At 70.7% G+C, this 13,843-nt stretch carries 17 protein-coding genes; 16 read left to right on the top strand and 1 reads right to left on the bottom strand.

Translation table 11 applies throughout. From position 1 onward, the window contains the following. The first annotated feature begins 51 nt into the window (after nt 1–51). Genes E8M80_RS07785 through E8M80_RS07795 form a run of 3 tightly spaced genes read left to right on the top strand, consistent with a single transcriptional unit; the run spans nt 52 to nt 2,152 of the window. Complete coding sequence (locus tag E8M80_RS07785) at nt 52–450, top strand: carboxymuconolactone decarboxylase family protein (protein ID WP_137125116.1); 399 nt, start codon at nt 52–54, stop codon at nt 448–450. Then, complete coding sequence (locus E8M80_RS07790; protein ID WP_137125117.1) at nt 450–1,358, top strand: NAD(P)-dependent oxidoreductase; 909 nt, start codon at nt 450–452, stop codon at nt 1,356–1,358. The genes E8M80_RS07785 and E8M80_RS07790 overlap by 1 nt, the downstream gene beginning before the upstream one ends. Next, a complete protein-coding gene (locus E8M80_RS07795) occupies nt 1,355–2,152 on the top strand; it encodes an N-acyl homoserine lactonase family protein (protein WP_137125118.1) in 798 nt (265 codons plus the stop codon). Before E8M80_RS07790 ends, E8M80_RS07795 begins: the two co-directional genes overlap by 4 nt. A gap of 10 nt (nt 2,153–2,162) precedes the next feature. On the opposite strand, the gene E8M80_RS07800 is transcribed toward E8M80_RS07795, so the two are convergent. Beyond that, nucleotides 2,163–2,507, bottom strand: a complete 345-nt coding sequence (locus E8M80_RS07800; RefSeq protein ID WP_170979254.1) for a multidrug DMT transporter permease — start codon at nt 2,505–2,507, stop codon at nt 2,163–2,165. Between the two features lie 33 nt (nt 2,508–2,540). Here E8M80_RS07800 and E8M80_RS07805 point away from each other — a divergent pair, with 33 nt between their 5' ends. From E8M80_RS07805 to leuD, 13 genes are all read left to right on the top strand, one after another. Further along, the gene (locus tag E8M80_RS07805) at nt 2,541–3,677 is read left to right on the top strand and encodes a glycosyltransferase family 4 protein (protein ID WP_240789941.1); all 1,137 of its coding nucleotides are present in this window, start codon (nt 2,541–2,543) and stop codon (nt 3,675–3,677) included. Beyond that, nucleotides 3,674–4,642, top strand: a complete 969-nt coding sequence (locus E8M80_RS07810; RefSeq protein ID WP_137125121.1) for a glycosyltransferase family 9 protein — start codon at nt 3,674–3,676, stop codon at nt 4,640–4,642. Before E8M80_RS07805 ends, E8M80_RS07810 begins: the two co-directional genes overlap by 4 nt. Nucleotides 4,643–4,653: 11 nt before the next feature. After that, on the top strand, nt 4,654–5,040 hold the full coding sequence (locus tag E8M80_RS07815) for a hypothetical protein (RefSeq protein WP_137125122.1): 387 nt from the start codon (nt 4,654–4,656) through the stop codon (nt 5,038–5,040). 82 nt (nt 5,041–5,122) lie between these two features. Further along, on the top strand, nt 5,123–7,066 hold the full coding sequence (gene thrS / locus E8M80_RS07820) for a threonine--tRNA ligase (protein WP_137125123.1): 1,944 nt from the start codon (nt 5,123–5,125) through the stop codon (nt 7,064–7,066). Nucleotides 7,067–7,160: 94 nt separating this feature from the next. Then, nucleotides 7,161–7,685 (top strand): translation initiation factor IF-3, encoded by a 525-nt coding sequence (infC, locus tag E8M80_RS07825; RefSeq protein ID WP_137125124.1) that lies wholly within the window; start codon nt 7,161–7,163, stop codon nt 7,683–7,685. 80 nt (nt 7,686–7,765) lie between these two features. After that, nucleotides 7,766–8,059 carry a DUF1330 domain-containing protein gene (locus E8M80_RS07830; RefSeq protein ID WP_137125125.1) on the top strand — a complete coding sequence of 98 codons (294 nt, stop codon included), beginning with the start codon at nt 7,766–7,768 and terminating at the stop codon, nt 8,057–8,059. 215 nt (nt 8,060–8,274) lie between these two features. Further along, nucleotides 8,275–9,660, top strand: coding sequence for a signal recognition particle protein (gene ffh, locus E8M80_RS07835; protein ID WP_137125126.1), 1,386 nt, complete (start codon nt 8,275–8,277; stop codon nt 9,658–9,660). Between the two features lie 24 nt (nt 9,661–9,684). Beyond that, nucleotides 9,685–10,020, top strand: coding sequence for a 30S ribosomal protein S16 (gene rpsP / locus E8M80_RS07840; RefSeq protein ID WP_137125127.1), 336 nt, complete (start codon nt 9,685–9,687; stop codon nt 10,018–10,020). Nucleotides 10,021–10,046: 26 nt separating this feature from the next. Continuing rightward, nucleotides 10,047–10,568 (top strand): ribosome maturation factor RimM, encoded by a 522-nt coding sequence (rimM, locus tag E8M80_RS07845; RefSeq protein WP_137125128.1) that lies wholly within the window; start codon nt 10,047–10,049, stop codon nt 10,566–10,568. Beyond that, nucleotides 10,565–11,305 (top strand): tRNA (guanosine(37)-N1)-methyltransferase TrmD, encoded by a 741-nt coding sequence (trmD, locus tag E8M80_RS07850; protein ID WP_137125129.1) that lies wholly within the window; start codon nt 10,565–10,567, stop codon nt 11,303–11,305. Before rimM ends, trmD begins: the two co-directional genes overlap by 4 nt. 25 nt (nt 11,306–11,330) lie before the next feature. Continuing rightward, entirely contained in the window at nt 11,331–11,741 is a 411-nt protein-coding gene (gene rplS / locus E8M80_RS07855; RefSeq protein WP_137125130.1) for a 50S ribosomal protein L19, read from the top strand. A 60-nt stretch (nt 11,742–11,801) separates the two neighbouring features. After that, the gene (gene leuC, locus E8M80_RS07860) at nt 11,802–13,232 is read left to right on the top strand and encodes a 3-isopropylmalate dehydratase large subunit (RefSeq protein ID WP_137125131.1); all 1,431 of its coding nucleotides are present in this window, start codon (nt 11,802–11,804) and stop codon (nt 13,230–13,232) included. After that, a complete protein-coding gene (gene leuD, locus E8M80_RS07865; RefSeq protein ID WP_137125132.1) occupies nt 13,232–13,843 on the top strand; it encodes a 3-isopropylmalate dehydratase small subunit in 612 nt (203 codons plus the stop codon). Before leuC ends, leuD begins: the two co-directional genes overlap by 1 nt.

Genomic DNA, 13,843 nt, shown 5'->3' on the forward strand with positions numbered 1-13,843 from the left:
CGCGGGTCCGCGCAAGCCTGCGCGCCGCAACCAATCCCGAGGGAACGAGACATGTCCGACGATCAGGCGCTGTTCGACAAGGGCCTTCCCATCCGCCGCGCGGTGCTGGGCGCGGACTACGTCGATGGCTCGATGGCCAAGGCCGACGACTTCATGATGTCGTTCCAGCGCGCCACCACCGCCTGGGCCTGGGGCTGGGCCTGGGGCGACCCGACTCTGGACCGCAAGACGCGCTCGCTGCTCAACCTCGCGATGCTGACCGCGCTCGGCAAGATCCCGGAGGTGAAGCTGCACGTGAAGGGCGCGCTCAACAACGGCATCACGGTCGACGAGATCAAGGCGACCCTGCTGCACGCGACCGCCTATTGCGGCATCCCGGCCGGGCTCGACGCCTTCAAGGCGGCGCACGAGGTGCTGCTCGCCGAGGGTGCGATCCCGGGGAAGAAGTGATGGCCGCGCCGATCAAGCGCATCGCCTTCGCCGGCATCGGCAACATGGGCTGGCCGATGGCGGCCAACCTGGTGAAGGCGGGCTTCGAGGTCACGGTCTGCGACGTCGCGCCGGGACGCGCGGCGGCCTTCGCGGCGGAGACCGGGGCCAGGGCCGCCCCGTCCCCCGCCGAGGCGGTCGCGGGCGTCGATTGCGTCATCACCATCGTGCCGACCAGCAAGCAGGTTGCCGAGGCGGTGGAGGCGATGCTGCCCGCGCTCAAGGCCGGCATGATGGTCATCGACATGACATCCGGCCAGCCGGGCCGCACGCGGGAGATCGCGGCGATGCTGGCCGGCCACGGCGTCGCGATGATCGACTGCCCGGTCTCGGGCGGCGTGCCGCGCGCGAAATCGGGGCAGCTTGCCATCATGGCGGGCGGCGAGGAGGCGGATCTCGACCGCGCCGATGCCTTGCTGAAGGCCATGGGCACCTCCATCCATCGCTGCGGGCCGATCGGCGCGGGGCAGGCGATGAAGGCGCTGAACAACCTGGTCTCGGCGGGCGGCTATCTGATCGGGATCGAGGCGCTGCTCATCGGCCAGCGCTTCGGACTCGACCCGGCGAAGATGGTGGATGTGCTCAATGCCAGCACCGGCATGAACAATTCGACCCAGAAGAAGTTCAAGGAATACGTGCTGTCGCGCCGCTTCGACGCCGGCTTCGGGCTCGACCTCATGGTCAAGGACCTGTCGATCGCGCTTGAAGTGGGGCGGGAGACGGCCACGCCCACGCCCTTTGCCGCGCTTTGCCGGGAGATGTGGGCCTCGGCCGCGACGCTGCTCGGCCCCGGTCAGGACCACACGGCGGTGGCGAAGCTCTCGGAGCAGCTGTCGGGCACGGAACTTGGGGGGAACAAGGCGCCATGACACACTGGGAAGTCTACGCCATCCGCTACGGCCGGCACGACCGCACGGCGCAGACCAACCACCTGCTGCCGCTGCCCGACCCGCACGAGGCGATGCCGCTCGACTACTACGTGTGGCTTCTGCGCGCGCCGGACGGGCGGGAGATCGTGGTCGACACCGGCTTCGACGCCGAACTCGCCACAAAGCGCGGGCGGAAGCTGTCGCGTTCCGTCGCCGATTGCCTGGCCGCGATGGGCACCGACCCGGCCAAGGTGCAGGACGTGGTCATCACCCACCTGCACTACGACCATGCCGGCAGCCTCGGCATCTTCCCCGCCGCGCGCTTCCACCTGCAGGAACGCGAGATCCACTTCGCCGTCGGCCGCCACATGTGCGTGCACGCGATCCGCATGCCCTTCGAGGCCGAGCACGTCGTCGCCATGGTCCGCGCCGTCTACGCCGACCGGGTGGAGTTCCACGACGGGGATGCGGACATCGCCCCGGGCGTGTCCGTCCACCGCGTCGGCGGCCATTCCGACGGGCTGCAGATGGTGCGCGTCGAGACCGCGCGCGGGCCGGTGGTGCTCGCCTCCGACGCGATGCACTTCTACGCCAATGCGCTGTCGGGCAATCCCTTCCCGATCATCTTCGACCTCGGCGCCATGGCCGCCGGGTGGCGCACGGCCAAAAGGCTCGCCGGCGGGGACGACACGCGCGTCATTCCGGGCCACGACCCCGCGGTACGCGCCCGCTTCCCGGCCGTGGACGGCCAGGGCGACGAGGTGGTCGCGCTGCACCTGCCGCCCGTCGCCTGACGGGCGGGGCCTATTGCAGCAGCGTCGCCGCGCCCGAGAGCAGCCCGGCGGCGCAGAAGATCAGCGAGATGCCGGGCCAGGTGCGCATCGGCCCGCGCATCGCGATCAGCCCGTTGGCCCCGAGGGAGAGCATCACCGCCGCGACCGGCTGTGACCAGTGGAGCCGCGCGAAGCCCCAGACGATCAGGGCGATCCACATGAACAACGCCGCCCGCGCCGTCCAGCGCCAGACGATGTCAGCGCCGACGGAGGCCGGGCGCATCTCGGGCGCGGCGCAGCGCGAATGGATGAAGCTGCCAGCCGACAGCAGCGCCATGCCAACGAAATAGGTCAACATGTCCGTCACTTGCGTCACGCAGGGCTTCGGCGCAAGACCCGGTCTGGAACCGTGACCGCCGCCGCCGCCCCCGCCGTGCTTCAGATCCTGCCGACGCTCGTCGCGGGCGGCGTCGAGCGCGGCACGCTCGAGATCGCCGAGGCGCTGGTCGCCGCGGGCGTCCGGGCCTTCGTGGCCTCGGCCGGCGGCCCGCTGGTGGCGCCGCTCGAGGCGCTGGGCGCGCGGCACGTGACGCTCCCCCTCGCGACCAAGTCGCCGCTCGGCATCTGGCGCAATGCGGGGCGCCTCGCCGCGCTGGTGCGGGCGGAGGGGATCGGCCTGCTGCACGCCCGCTCGCGCGCCCCGGCCTGGTCGGCGCTGGTCGCCGCGCGGCGCACCGGCGCACGGTTCGTGACCACCTACCACGGCACCTACAACGAAGGGTTCCCCGGCAAGCGCCTCTACAATTCGGTCATGGCGCGCGGCGAGCGCGTCATCGCCATCAGCGAGTTCATCGCGGGCGTCGTGCGCGACCGCCACGGCGTGCCGACGGAGCGCCTCCGCGTGATCCTGCGCGGCGTGGACGAACGCCGCTTCGACCCGGCCGAGGTCGCGCCCGGGCGCCTCGCCGCGCTGCGCGCCGCCTGGGGCCTGCCGGAAGGGCGCCCCATTGTGATGCTCCCCGGCCGGATCACACGTTGGAAGGGGCAGGGCGTGCTTGTGGAGGCCATGGCCCGCCTGCCGGGCGATGCGCTGGCGCTGCTGGTCGGCGATGCCGGCGCCAAGCCGGGCTTCCGTCAGGAGCTGGAGGCCCGGATCGCGGCACTTGGCCTGTCCGGCCGGGTCCGCCTGGTCGGCCATGCCGAGGACATGCCCGCCGCGCTGCTGCTGGCCGAGGTGGTCGTCCATGCTTCGACCGACGCCGAGGCGTTCGGCCGCACCGTCATCGAGGCGCAGGCCATGGGCCGCGTGGTGGTGGCAAGCGACCTCGGCGGCCCGCGCGAGACCGTGGAGGACGGCGCCACCGGCTTCCGCGTGCCGCCTGGCGACCCGGCGGCGCTGGCCGGCGCGATCGGGCGCGTGCTGGCCATGCCCCCCGCGGCCCGTGCGGCGATGGGCGCCGCCGCGCGCGCTGCCGTGCTCGCCCGCTGCACCACGGCGCGGATGCAGGCGGAGACCCTGGCGGTCTACCGGGAGCTCCTGCCGTGACCGAGGCGCGCCGGATCCTGGTCATTCGCCTCGGCGCCTTCGGGGATTTCGCGCAGAGCTTCCCCGCCTTCGCCGCCATCCGGGCGCATCATCGCGGGGCGCGGATCACGCTGCTGACCACGCGGCCGTTCGTGGACCTCGCCCGCGCTTCCCCCTGGTTCGACGAGGTCTGGTCCGACGGGCGCCCGCCCTGGCGCCGGGTGGGGGAGGTGCTCCGCCTCGCGCGACGGCTGCGCGGCGGACGTTTCGACCGTGTCTATGACCTGCAGACCTCCCGCCGGTCCTCGCTCTATCGGCTGGCGGTCGGCCGGGCGGCCGAATGGTCCGGGATCGCGCGCGGCGCGTCCCACCGCCACGACACGCCGACGCGGCAGAGCGTCTCCACCGTGCCGCGTCAGCAGGAACAGCTCCGCATCGCCGGCATCGCGGACGTCCCGGCGCCCGACCTCGGCTGGCTGACGGAGGGCGCGGCCGCGCTGGACCTGCCGGAGCGTTTCTGCCTGCTGATCCCCGGGGCTTCGGCGCGCTGGCCGGAGAAGCGATGGCCGGTCGAGGGATTCGCGGCCCTGGCCAGCGCGCTGGCCATCCCCTGCGTGGTGGTGGGCGGGCCGGCCGAGGCGCCGCTCGCGGCCGCGATCAAGGCCGCGGCGCCCGCGACCCTCGACTGGTGCGGGGACCGCAGCCCGCCCGCCATCCTGGCTGCCCTGGCGCACCGGTCTGCCTTTGCGGTGGGCAACGACACGGGACCGACGCATCTCGTCTCCGTGGTCGGCTGCCCGACGCTGGCGCTGTTCGGGGCGCGCAGCGATCCCGCGCGCCACGCGCCGCCCGGCCCGGCCGTGAAGGTGCTGGCCGTGCCGATGCTCGAATCCCTGCCGGCGGCGGAGGTGCTGGCTGCCCTGGCCGCCTTCCTGCCCCGCGAGGCCGTCGCCGCCGCGTTGCCCGCCGGCGCCGGAACGCTGTAGGACAGGGCACCATGATCCTGACCATCCCGGCCTCCTGCGGCGAGGTCATCGACAAGCTCACGATCCTCGAGATCAAGCTCGACCGCATCACGGACCCGGCGAAGCGTGGGAATGTCTCGCGCGAGCACGCGGCGCTCTCGGCCGCCTGGGCCGCGGCCGTGCCCGACCCCGCGCCGGTGGCCGCGGCCGTGGCTGAGTTGCGCCGCGTGAACGAGGCGCTCTGGGACATCGAGGACGAGATCCGCGAGCACGAGCGCCAGGCGGATTTCGGCGCGCGCTTCGTCGAGCTGGCCCGCAGCGTCTACCGCACCAACGACCGCCGGGCGGAGCTGAAGCGCGAGATCAACGCCCGCCTCGGCAGCGCGCTCACAGAAGAAAAATCCTACGCCGCCTATTGAGGCGCGCGGCTTGACGCCGGGACGGCCGGCGCCCTAGTCGGGTCGGCCGCGTTTACAGGCGCCCGAGGAGAGCCCACCCAGCATGCCCGCGATCACCCTGCCCGACGGTTCCATCCGCGCCTTCGACGGGCCGGTGACGGGCACCGAGGTCGCGGCCGCCATCGGGCCGGGCCTCGCCAAGGCAGCACTGGCGATGCAGGTGGACGGGACCATCCAGGACCTGTCGCGCGTGATCGAGGCCGATGCCGCGCTGCGCTTCATCACCCGGCGCGACCCGGAGGCGCTCGACCTCATCCGCCACGACTGCGCCCATGTGCTGGCGGAAGCCGTGCAGGACCTGTTCCCCGGCACCCAGGTGACGATCGGGCCGTCGATCGAGAACGGCTTCTACTACGACTTCGCGCGGAACGAGCCCTTCACGCCCGAGGACTTCGCCGCCATCGAGGCCCGCATGCGCGAGATCATCGCGCGGAACGCGCGCTTCGAGCGCATCGTGACCTCGCGGCATGAGGCGATCGCCCTGTTCGAGGCCAAGGGCGAGAAATACAAGGTCGAGCTGATCCAGGACCTTCCCGCCGGCGAGACCATCACGCTGTACAGCCAGGGCGACTGGGTCGATCTCTGCCGCGGGCCGCACATGCCCTCGACCGGCGCGGTCGGCACCGCCTTCAAGCTGATGAAGGTGGCCGGCGCCTATTGGCGCGGCGACCACCGCAACGCGATGCTGAGCCGCATCTATGGCACGGCCTGGCGCGACCAGAAGGAACTGGACGCCTACCTCACGCAGATCGAGGAGGCGGAGCGCCGCGACCACCGCAAGATCGGCAAGGAGATGGGCCTGTTCCACCTCCAGGAGGAGGCGGTCGGCTCGGTGTTCTGGCACCCGAAGGGCTGGCGGCTGTATCGCACCGTCGAGGGCTACATGCGCCGGCGCCTCGACCGGGCCGACTACCAGGAGGTGAAGACGCCGCAACTGGTGGACCGCAGGCTGTGGGAAGCCTCGGGTCACTGGGAGAAGTTCCGCGAGCACATGTTCATCGCGACGGTGGAGGACGAGGGGGAGCGCGACCGCGTGCTCGCGCTCAAGCCCATGAACTGCCCCTGCCATGTGCAGATCTTCAACCAGGGCCTCCGGTCGTATCGGGAATTGCCGCTGCGCATGGCCGAGTTCGGGTCCTGCCACCGCTACGAGCCCTCGGGCGCGCTGCACGGCATCATGCGGGTGCGCGCCTTCACCCAGGACGACGCGCACATCTTCTGTGCCGAGGACCAGATCGCGGCCGAGACGGTGCGCTTCGTCGAGTTGCTGTCCTCGATCTACCGGGATTTCGGCTTCGCGGACTTCGTCGTGAAGTTCTCCGACCGCCCGGCGAACCGCGCCGGCACCGACGCCACCTGGGACCAGGCGGAGGGCGCGCTCAAGGACGCCTGCCGGATCGCCGGCGTGGACTATGCGCTGAACCCGGGCGAGGGCGCCTTCTATGGCCCGAAGCTGGAATTCGTCCTGCGCGACGCGATCGGCCGGGACTGGCAGTGCGGCACGCTGCAGGTGGATTTCGTGCTGCCCGAGCGGCTCGACGCGCAATACGTGGCCGAGGACGGAACGCGCCGCCGCCCGGTCATGCTGCACCGGGCCATCCTCGGGTCCTTCGAGCGCTTCCTCGGCATCCTGATCGAGCAGCATGCCGGGCGCTTCCCGCTCTGGCTGGCACCCGTGCAGGTGGTGGTCGCGACCATCGTGGACGAGGCCGCGCCCTTCGCCCGTGAAGCCGCCGCGGCGCTGCAGAAGGCGGGCGTGGCGGTCTCGCTCGACCTGCGGAACGAAAAGATCAACCGGAAGGTCGTCGACCACATCGACCAGCGCGTGCCGGTGCTGGCCGTGGTCGGCCGGCGGGAGGCTGAGGAACGCTCCCTGGTGCTGCGCCGCCTGCCGGGCCGCGAACAGGAGACGCTGCCGCTGGCCGAGGCGGTGGCACGGCTTGTGGCCGAGGCGACGCCGCCCGACCTCGCGGATGCGGCAGCTTGAGGGCGAAGCCAGTTGCGGCGGCGGGATCGCCGTTCCATAAAGCGCGCTTCTTGCCTATCCACTTCGACAGGAGACGACCATAGCCCGAGGCCCAATGCCCGCCACGCCGCCCGCCAAGGACGGCCCGCGCATCAATGACGACATCCGCGTGCCGCAGGTGCGCCTGATCGACCAGCATGGCGAGATGCAGGGCGTGATGACCGCCCGCGAGGCGCTGATCCGCGCCTATGACGTCGGCCTCGACCTGGTCGAGATCTCGCCCAACGCCGTCCCGCCTGTCTGCAAGATCCTCGACTACGGCAAGTACAAGTACGAGCAGCAGAAGAAGGCCAACGAGGCGCGGAAGAAGCAGAAGGTCGTCGAGATCAAGGAAATCAAGGTCCGTCCGAATATCGACGACCATGACTACGACGTGAAGATGCGCCAGATGAAGGGCTTCATCTCGGAAGGCGACAAGGTGAAGGTGACGCTGCGGTTCCGTGGCCGCGAGATGGCGCACCAGGACCTGGGCGTGAAGGTGCTGGATCGGATCCGGACGGAGTTGGCGGAGACGACGAAGGTCGAGCAGTTCCCGCGGCTCGAGAACCGGCAGATGATCATGGTGCTGGCGCCGAAGTGACACCCTGGGGGAGGGCACGCTCCCCTCTCGGTCCGACCCGCTTGTCCTTGTCACGGAACGGACCTCGTTCGGAGGCATCGATGGCCAAGGCATTTTGGATCGCGTTCTATCGGGCGATCAGGGACCCGGATGCCATGGCCGCCTACGCTCGGCTCGCGGGGCCGGCCATCGTCGCCGCGGGCGGTCGGCCCCTCGTGCGGGGTGTGCCCGCCCGGACGCTTGAGGCGGGCATGGACCTGCGCACCGTCGTCATCGAGTTCGACAGCGTCGCGAGCGCCGTGGCCGCCTATGAAAGCGCCGAATACCAGGCCGCGCGCCGGCTCCTCGGCGACACGGTGGAGCGCGATATCCGTATCGTCGAAGCTGCGGAATAGGGCCGCTGCCATACGCACCGGGCTGGGCTGGCCCGACCTTGGTTCGGCTTGACCGCGGACGGGCCTCGCCTTAAACGCCGCCGCACATGGTTCGTCCCGAACCGACGGCCTGCCCCCTGACGGGGTGGGCTCCGCCGCTCCGCGAAGACTCGCGCAGCGGCGCAAATGCGTTTGGGGCGGCCGCCACGCGTTGAAGGACTGAACTGGTCGCCACGATGTTCGAGGCACTCTCCAGCAAGCTGAACGGGGTATTCGACCGGCTGCGCCGCCGCGGCGCACTGTCGGAAGCCGACGTGACGGAAGCGCTGCGCGAGGTTCGCGTCGCGCTGCTGGAGGCCGACGTCGCGCTGCCGGTCGTCCGCGACCTGGTCAACAAGGTCCGGGAGCGCGCCGTGGGGCAGGAGGTCATCCGCTCCGTCTCCCCGGCCCAGCAGGTCATCAAGATCGTCAACGACGCGCTGGTCGAGGCGCTGGGCGGCGGCGAGGGCGACGACGGCAAGCGCGGCATCGACCTGAACGCGCCGTCTCCGGTGCCGATCCTGATGGTCGGCCTGCAGGGCTCGGGCAAGACCACCACCTCGGGCAAGATCGCGCTGCGGCTGCGCACGAAGGACCGCAAGAAGGTCCTGCTGGCGTCGCTCGACGTGCATCGCCCGGCCGCGCAGCTGCAGCTCCAGACGCTGGCGCAGCAGGCCGAGGTCACGAGCCTGCCCATCGTCGCCGGCCAGTCTCCGATGCAGATCGCGATGCGCGCGATGGATGTGGCGCGGCGCGAACTCTACGACGTGGTGGTGCTGGACACCGCCGGCCGCCTCGCCATCGACGATGCGCTGATGGAGGAGGTGGCGCAGGTCAAGCTCGCCACCAACCCGCACGAGACGCTGCTGGTGGTCGATGCCATGACCGGCCAGGACGCGGTCAACACGGCCAAGGCCTTCCAGGACAAGGTCGGCGTCACGGGCATCGTCATGACGCGCATCGACGGCGATGCGAGGGGCGGCGCCGCGCTCTCCATGCGGGCCGTCACCGGCGCGCCGATCAAGCTGCTGGGCGCCGGCGAGAAGCTCGATGCGCTGGAGGACTTCCACCCCGACCGCATCGCGTCCCGCATCCTCGGCATGGGCGACATCGTCTCGCTCGTCGAGAAGGCCGCGGCGACCATCGACCAGGACGAGGCCGAGAAGCTCGCGGCCCGGATGCAGAAGGGCCAGTTCACGCTGGACGACTACGCGTCCCAGCTGAAGCAGATCGGCAAGATGGGCAACCTGTCGGGCATCCTGGGCATGCTGCCGGGGGTCGCGAAGGTGAAGGCGCAGCTGAACGACGCCAACCTCGACACCGCCATCCTCAAGCGCCAGGCGGCGATCATCGGCTCCATGACGCCGCGCGAGCGCCGTGCGCCGGATATCCTGAAGGCGTCGCGCAAGAAGCGCATCGCCGCCGGCTCCGGCACCTCGGTTCAGGAAGTGAACAAGCTGCTCAAGCAGTTCGACGACATGTCCGCGATGATGAAGCGGATGAACAAGCTCGGCCAGAAGGGGCTGATGCGTGGCGGGCTCGCCGCGCTGCTCCCCGGGGCCGGAAACAAGCGACCCTTCTAGAGAACGACGACGAAAGGAAGCCTCATGGGCCTCAAGATCCGCCTCGCCCGCGCCGGTGCGAAGAAGCGTCCCTACTATCACATCGTGGTGGCCGACAGCCGCAGCCCGCGCGATGGCCGCTTCATCGAGGCAGTGGGTTCCTACAACCCGATGCTGCCGGCCGAGCACGCCGAGCGCATCCGCCTGAAGGACGAGCGCATCACGCATTGGCTCGGCCAGGGTGCCGTCGCCACCGACCGCGTCGCGAAGTTCCTCGGCAAGGCGGGCCTGGCGCCCATGCCGCCGTTCCGCGAGCAGCCGAAGCAGTCCGCGCCGAAGAAGAAGGCGCAGGAGCGCGCCGCGGCCGCCGCGGCGGGCTGAGGCACGACGCGATAAGGTGACGTGACGTGACGGTGAAGCGCGTCCTGGTGGGCGAGATCGGCAGGCCGCACGGCGTGCGCGGCCTCGTGCGCCTGCGCGCCTTCACCGAGGACCCGGCCGCCATCGCGCGCTATACGCCCCTGACCGACGAGACCGGCGCCCGGCGCTTCGTCGTCACGCTCAAGGGCGGCGACATCGCGGCCGTCGAGGGTGTGGCGGATCGCGACGCGGCGCAGCGCCTGACCGGCACGCGGCTTTACGTCGAGCGTGACCGCCTGCCGCCGCCGGCGGATGATGAGTTCTACCTCGCCGACCTCATCGGCCTCGATGCCGTGACGGAAGGCGGGCAGCGCCTCGGCTCCATCCGCGCGGTGGAGGACCATGGCGCCGGTGCCTTCCTGGCGGTCGAGGGCGATGGGCGCGAGCACCTGCTGCCCTTCACCAGGGCCGTCGTGCCGGTGGTGGACATCGCGGGCGGCCGCGTGACGGTGATCCCGCCCGGCGAGATCATCGTCGCGCCGCAGCCCGGCGAGGAGGATGCGGCATGACCTGGTGCGCCTCCATCCTCACGCTCTTCCCCGAGATGTTCCCCGGTCCGCTCGGCCTGTCGCTCGCCGGCCGGGCGCTGCGCGATGGCCGGTGGTCGCTCGAGGCCTCCGACATCCGCGCCTTCGCGACCGACCGCCACCGCACTGTGGACGACACGCCGGCCGGTGGCGGCGCAGGCATGGTGATGCGTCCCGACGTTCTGGACGCCGCCATCGGCGCCGCGATGCCGGCGGGCGACGCCCGGCCGCTGGTCTACCTGACCCCGCGCGGGCGGCTGCTGGACCAGGCCATGGTGCGGTCGCTGGCGGCGGGGCCCGGCTGCGTCCTGCTCTGCGGCCGCTACGAAGGCGTCGACCAGCGGGTCATCGATGCGCGCGGCATGGTCGAGCTCTCGGTCGGCGACTACGTGCTGAGCGGGGGCGAGACGGCGGCGCTGGTGCTTCTCGATGCCTGCGTGCGGCTACTGCCCGGCGTGATGGGCGCGGCCGAGAGCGCCACCGAGGAAAGCCACGGCACCGAGGGCCTGCTGGAATACCCGCATTATACCCGCCCGGCCGAATGGCAGGGGCGTGCCATCCCCGATGTTCTCCTCTCCGGCCACCATGCCGAGATCGCACGCTGGCGGCGGGCGGAGAGCGAGCGGATCACCAAGGAGCGCCGGCCCGACCTCTGGGCCCGGCATGAAGCGAAACAGCGTGGCGCGGGGGGCATGGACGGCCACCCCGCCGCCGCCTAAACGAAGCCCACGAAAGGATACCGTCATGAACCTCCTGCAGCAGTTCGAGGCCGAGCAACTCTCCCGCCTCACCGCCGCGCGCGCCACGCCGGACTTCGCGCCTGGCGACACGGTGCGCGTGATGGTGAGGGTGCAGGAAGGCGAGCGCACCCGCATCCAGGCCTATGAGGGCGTGGTGATCGCGCGTTCCAACAAGGGGCTGCAGAGCAACTTCACGGTGCGCAAGCTGTCCTACGGCGAGGGCGTGGAGCGCGTGTTCCCGCTGCATTCGCCGAACGTGGCGGAGATCATCGTGGTCCGTCGCGGCAAGGTGCGCCGGGCGAAGCTCTATTACCTGCGTGGCCGCACGGGCAAGTCGGCCCGCATCGCCGAGAAGCTGGGCACCAAGCCGACCGCCGCGGCAGCCGCGCCCGCCGCGCCCACGACCGAGGGCTGAAGCCCAGAGGGGCGCCGCGCCACGACGGCGCCCCGTCGCTGCCAAGTCCGGGGGAAACCGATGTCCGAGCGCAAGCCGCGCACGCTGTTCGACAAGATCTGGGACGCGCATGTCGTCGAGACGCTGCCCGACGGCACCGCGCTTCTCTATATCGACCTGCACCTGACGCACGAGGTCACGACGCCCCAGGCCTTCGACGGCCTGCGCGCCGCGGGCCGGAAGGTGCGCCGACCCGATGCGACGCTCGCGGTGGTGGACCACAACATCGCGACCGACGAGAGCCGCCGCACCGGCATCGTGGACCCCGAGAGCCGCCTGCAGGTCGAGACGCTCGAGAAGAACGTCGTCGAATTCGGCGTGCCCTACATCCCGCTGCTCGATGACCGCCAGGGCATCGTGCACGTGATCGGGCCGGAACTCGGCCGGTCCCTGCCGGGCATGACCATCGTCTGCGGCGACAGCCATACGTCCACGCACGGCGCGATGGGTGCGCTCGCCTTCGGCATCGGCACGAGCGAGGTCGAGCACGTGCTCGCGACCCAGACGCTGCTGCAGAAGCCGGCGAAGAACATGCGGATCAGCGTCGACGGCACGCTCGCCGTCGGCTGCTCGGCGAAGGACATCGTGCTCGCCATCATCGGGAAGATCGGCACCGCCGGCGGCACGGGCCACGTGATCGAATACGCGGGCGATGCGATCCGCGCGCTCGACATGGCAGGCCGCATGACCGTCTGCAACATGACGATCGAGGGCGGTGCGCGGGCCGGCATGGTCGCCCCCGACCAGACCACCTACGACTACATCGCGCTTACGCCGAACGGCCCGAAGGGCGAGGCGCTGGCCCGTGCCATGGAATGGTGGAAGACGCTCCCGTCCGATGCCGGGGCGCATTTCGACACCGAGATCCGCCTCGACGCCCACGCCATCGCGCCTCAGGTCACCTGGGGGACCAACCCCGAGGCCGTGCTGCCCATCACCGGCGTGGTGCCGAATCCGGCCGATGTGGCGGATGAGGCGAAGCGCGCGCAGATGGAACGCATGGTCCAGTACATGGGCCTGACGCCCGGCCAGCGCCTGACCGACCTCAAGGTCGATGTCGTCTTCATCGGCTCCTGCACCAATTCGCGCATCGAGGACATCCGCGCCGCCGCCGCCATCGCCAAGGGCCGCCGCGTGGCCGACGGCGTGCGCGCCATGGTCGTGCCGGGCTCGGGCCTCGTGAAGAAGGCCGCCGAGGCCGAGGGGCTCGACCGCATTCTGAAGGAAGCGGGCTTCGAATGGCGCGAGGCCGGGTGCTCCATGTGCCTCGGCATGAACCCCGACAAGCTGACGCCGGGCCAACGCTCGGCCAGCACGTCCAACCGCAACTTCGAGGGCCGCCAGGGCCCCGGCGGGCGCACCCACCTGCTGAGCCCGGCCATGGCCGCGGCGGCGGCGGTCGCGGGGCATCTCGCGGACGTTCGCGACTACCAGCCGAAGGAAGCGCTGTGATGCAGGCCTTCACCAAGCTCACCGGCATCGCGGCGCCGCTGCCGAAGGCGAATGTCGACACCGACCAGATCATCCCTGCGCGGTTTCTGAAGTCGATCTCGCGCTCGGGCTTCGGGAAGAACCTCTTTGCCAACTTCCGCTTCAAGGAAGATGGCAGCGAGAACCCGGACTTCGTGCTGAACCAGGAACCCTACCGCCGCGCCGAGGTGCTCATCGCCTTCGAGAACTTCGGCTGCGGGTCGTCCCGTGAACACGCCCCCTGGGCGCTGCTCGACTTCGGCATCCGCTGCGTCATCGCGCCTGATTTCGCCGACATCTTCCACAACAACTGCTTCAAGAACGGCGTCCTGCCGGTGCGGCTTCCGAAGGAGGTCTGCGCGCAGCTGATGGAGGACGCGAAGCTCGGCGCGAATGCGCGCATCACCGTCGACCTCGAGCGCGAGGTGGTGGTGCGCCCAAACGGGGAGGAGATCCCGTTCAAGATCGATCCGCTCCGCCGCCACCTGCTGCTGAACGGGCTCGACGACATCGGCCAGACCATGCAGCACGCGCCTGCCATCGACAGCTTCGAGGCGAAGCAGAAGGCCGCGCAACCCTGGCTCTACGCCTGA

The sequence above is a fragment of the Roseomonas sp. HF4 genome, from assembly GCF_005222755.1.
In the GTDB taxonomy this organism is placed as follows: domain Bacteria; phylum Pseudomonadota; class Alphaproteobacteria; order Acetobacterales; family Acetobacteraceae; genus Neoroseomonas.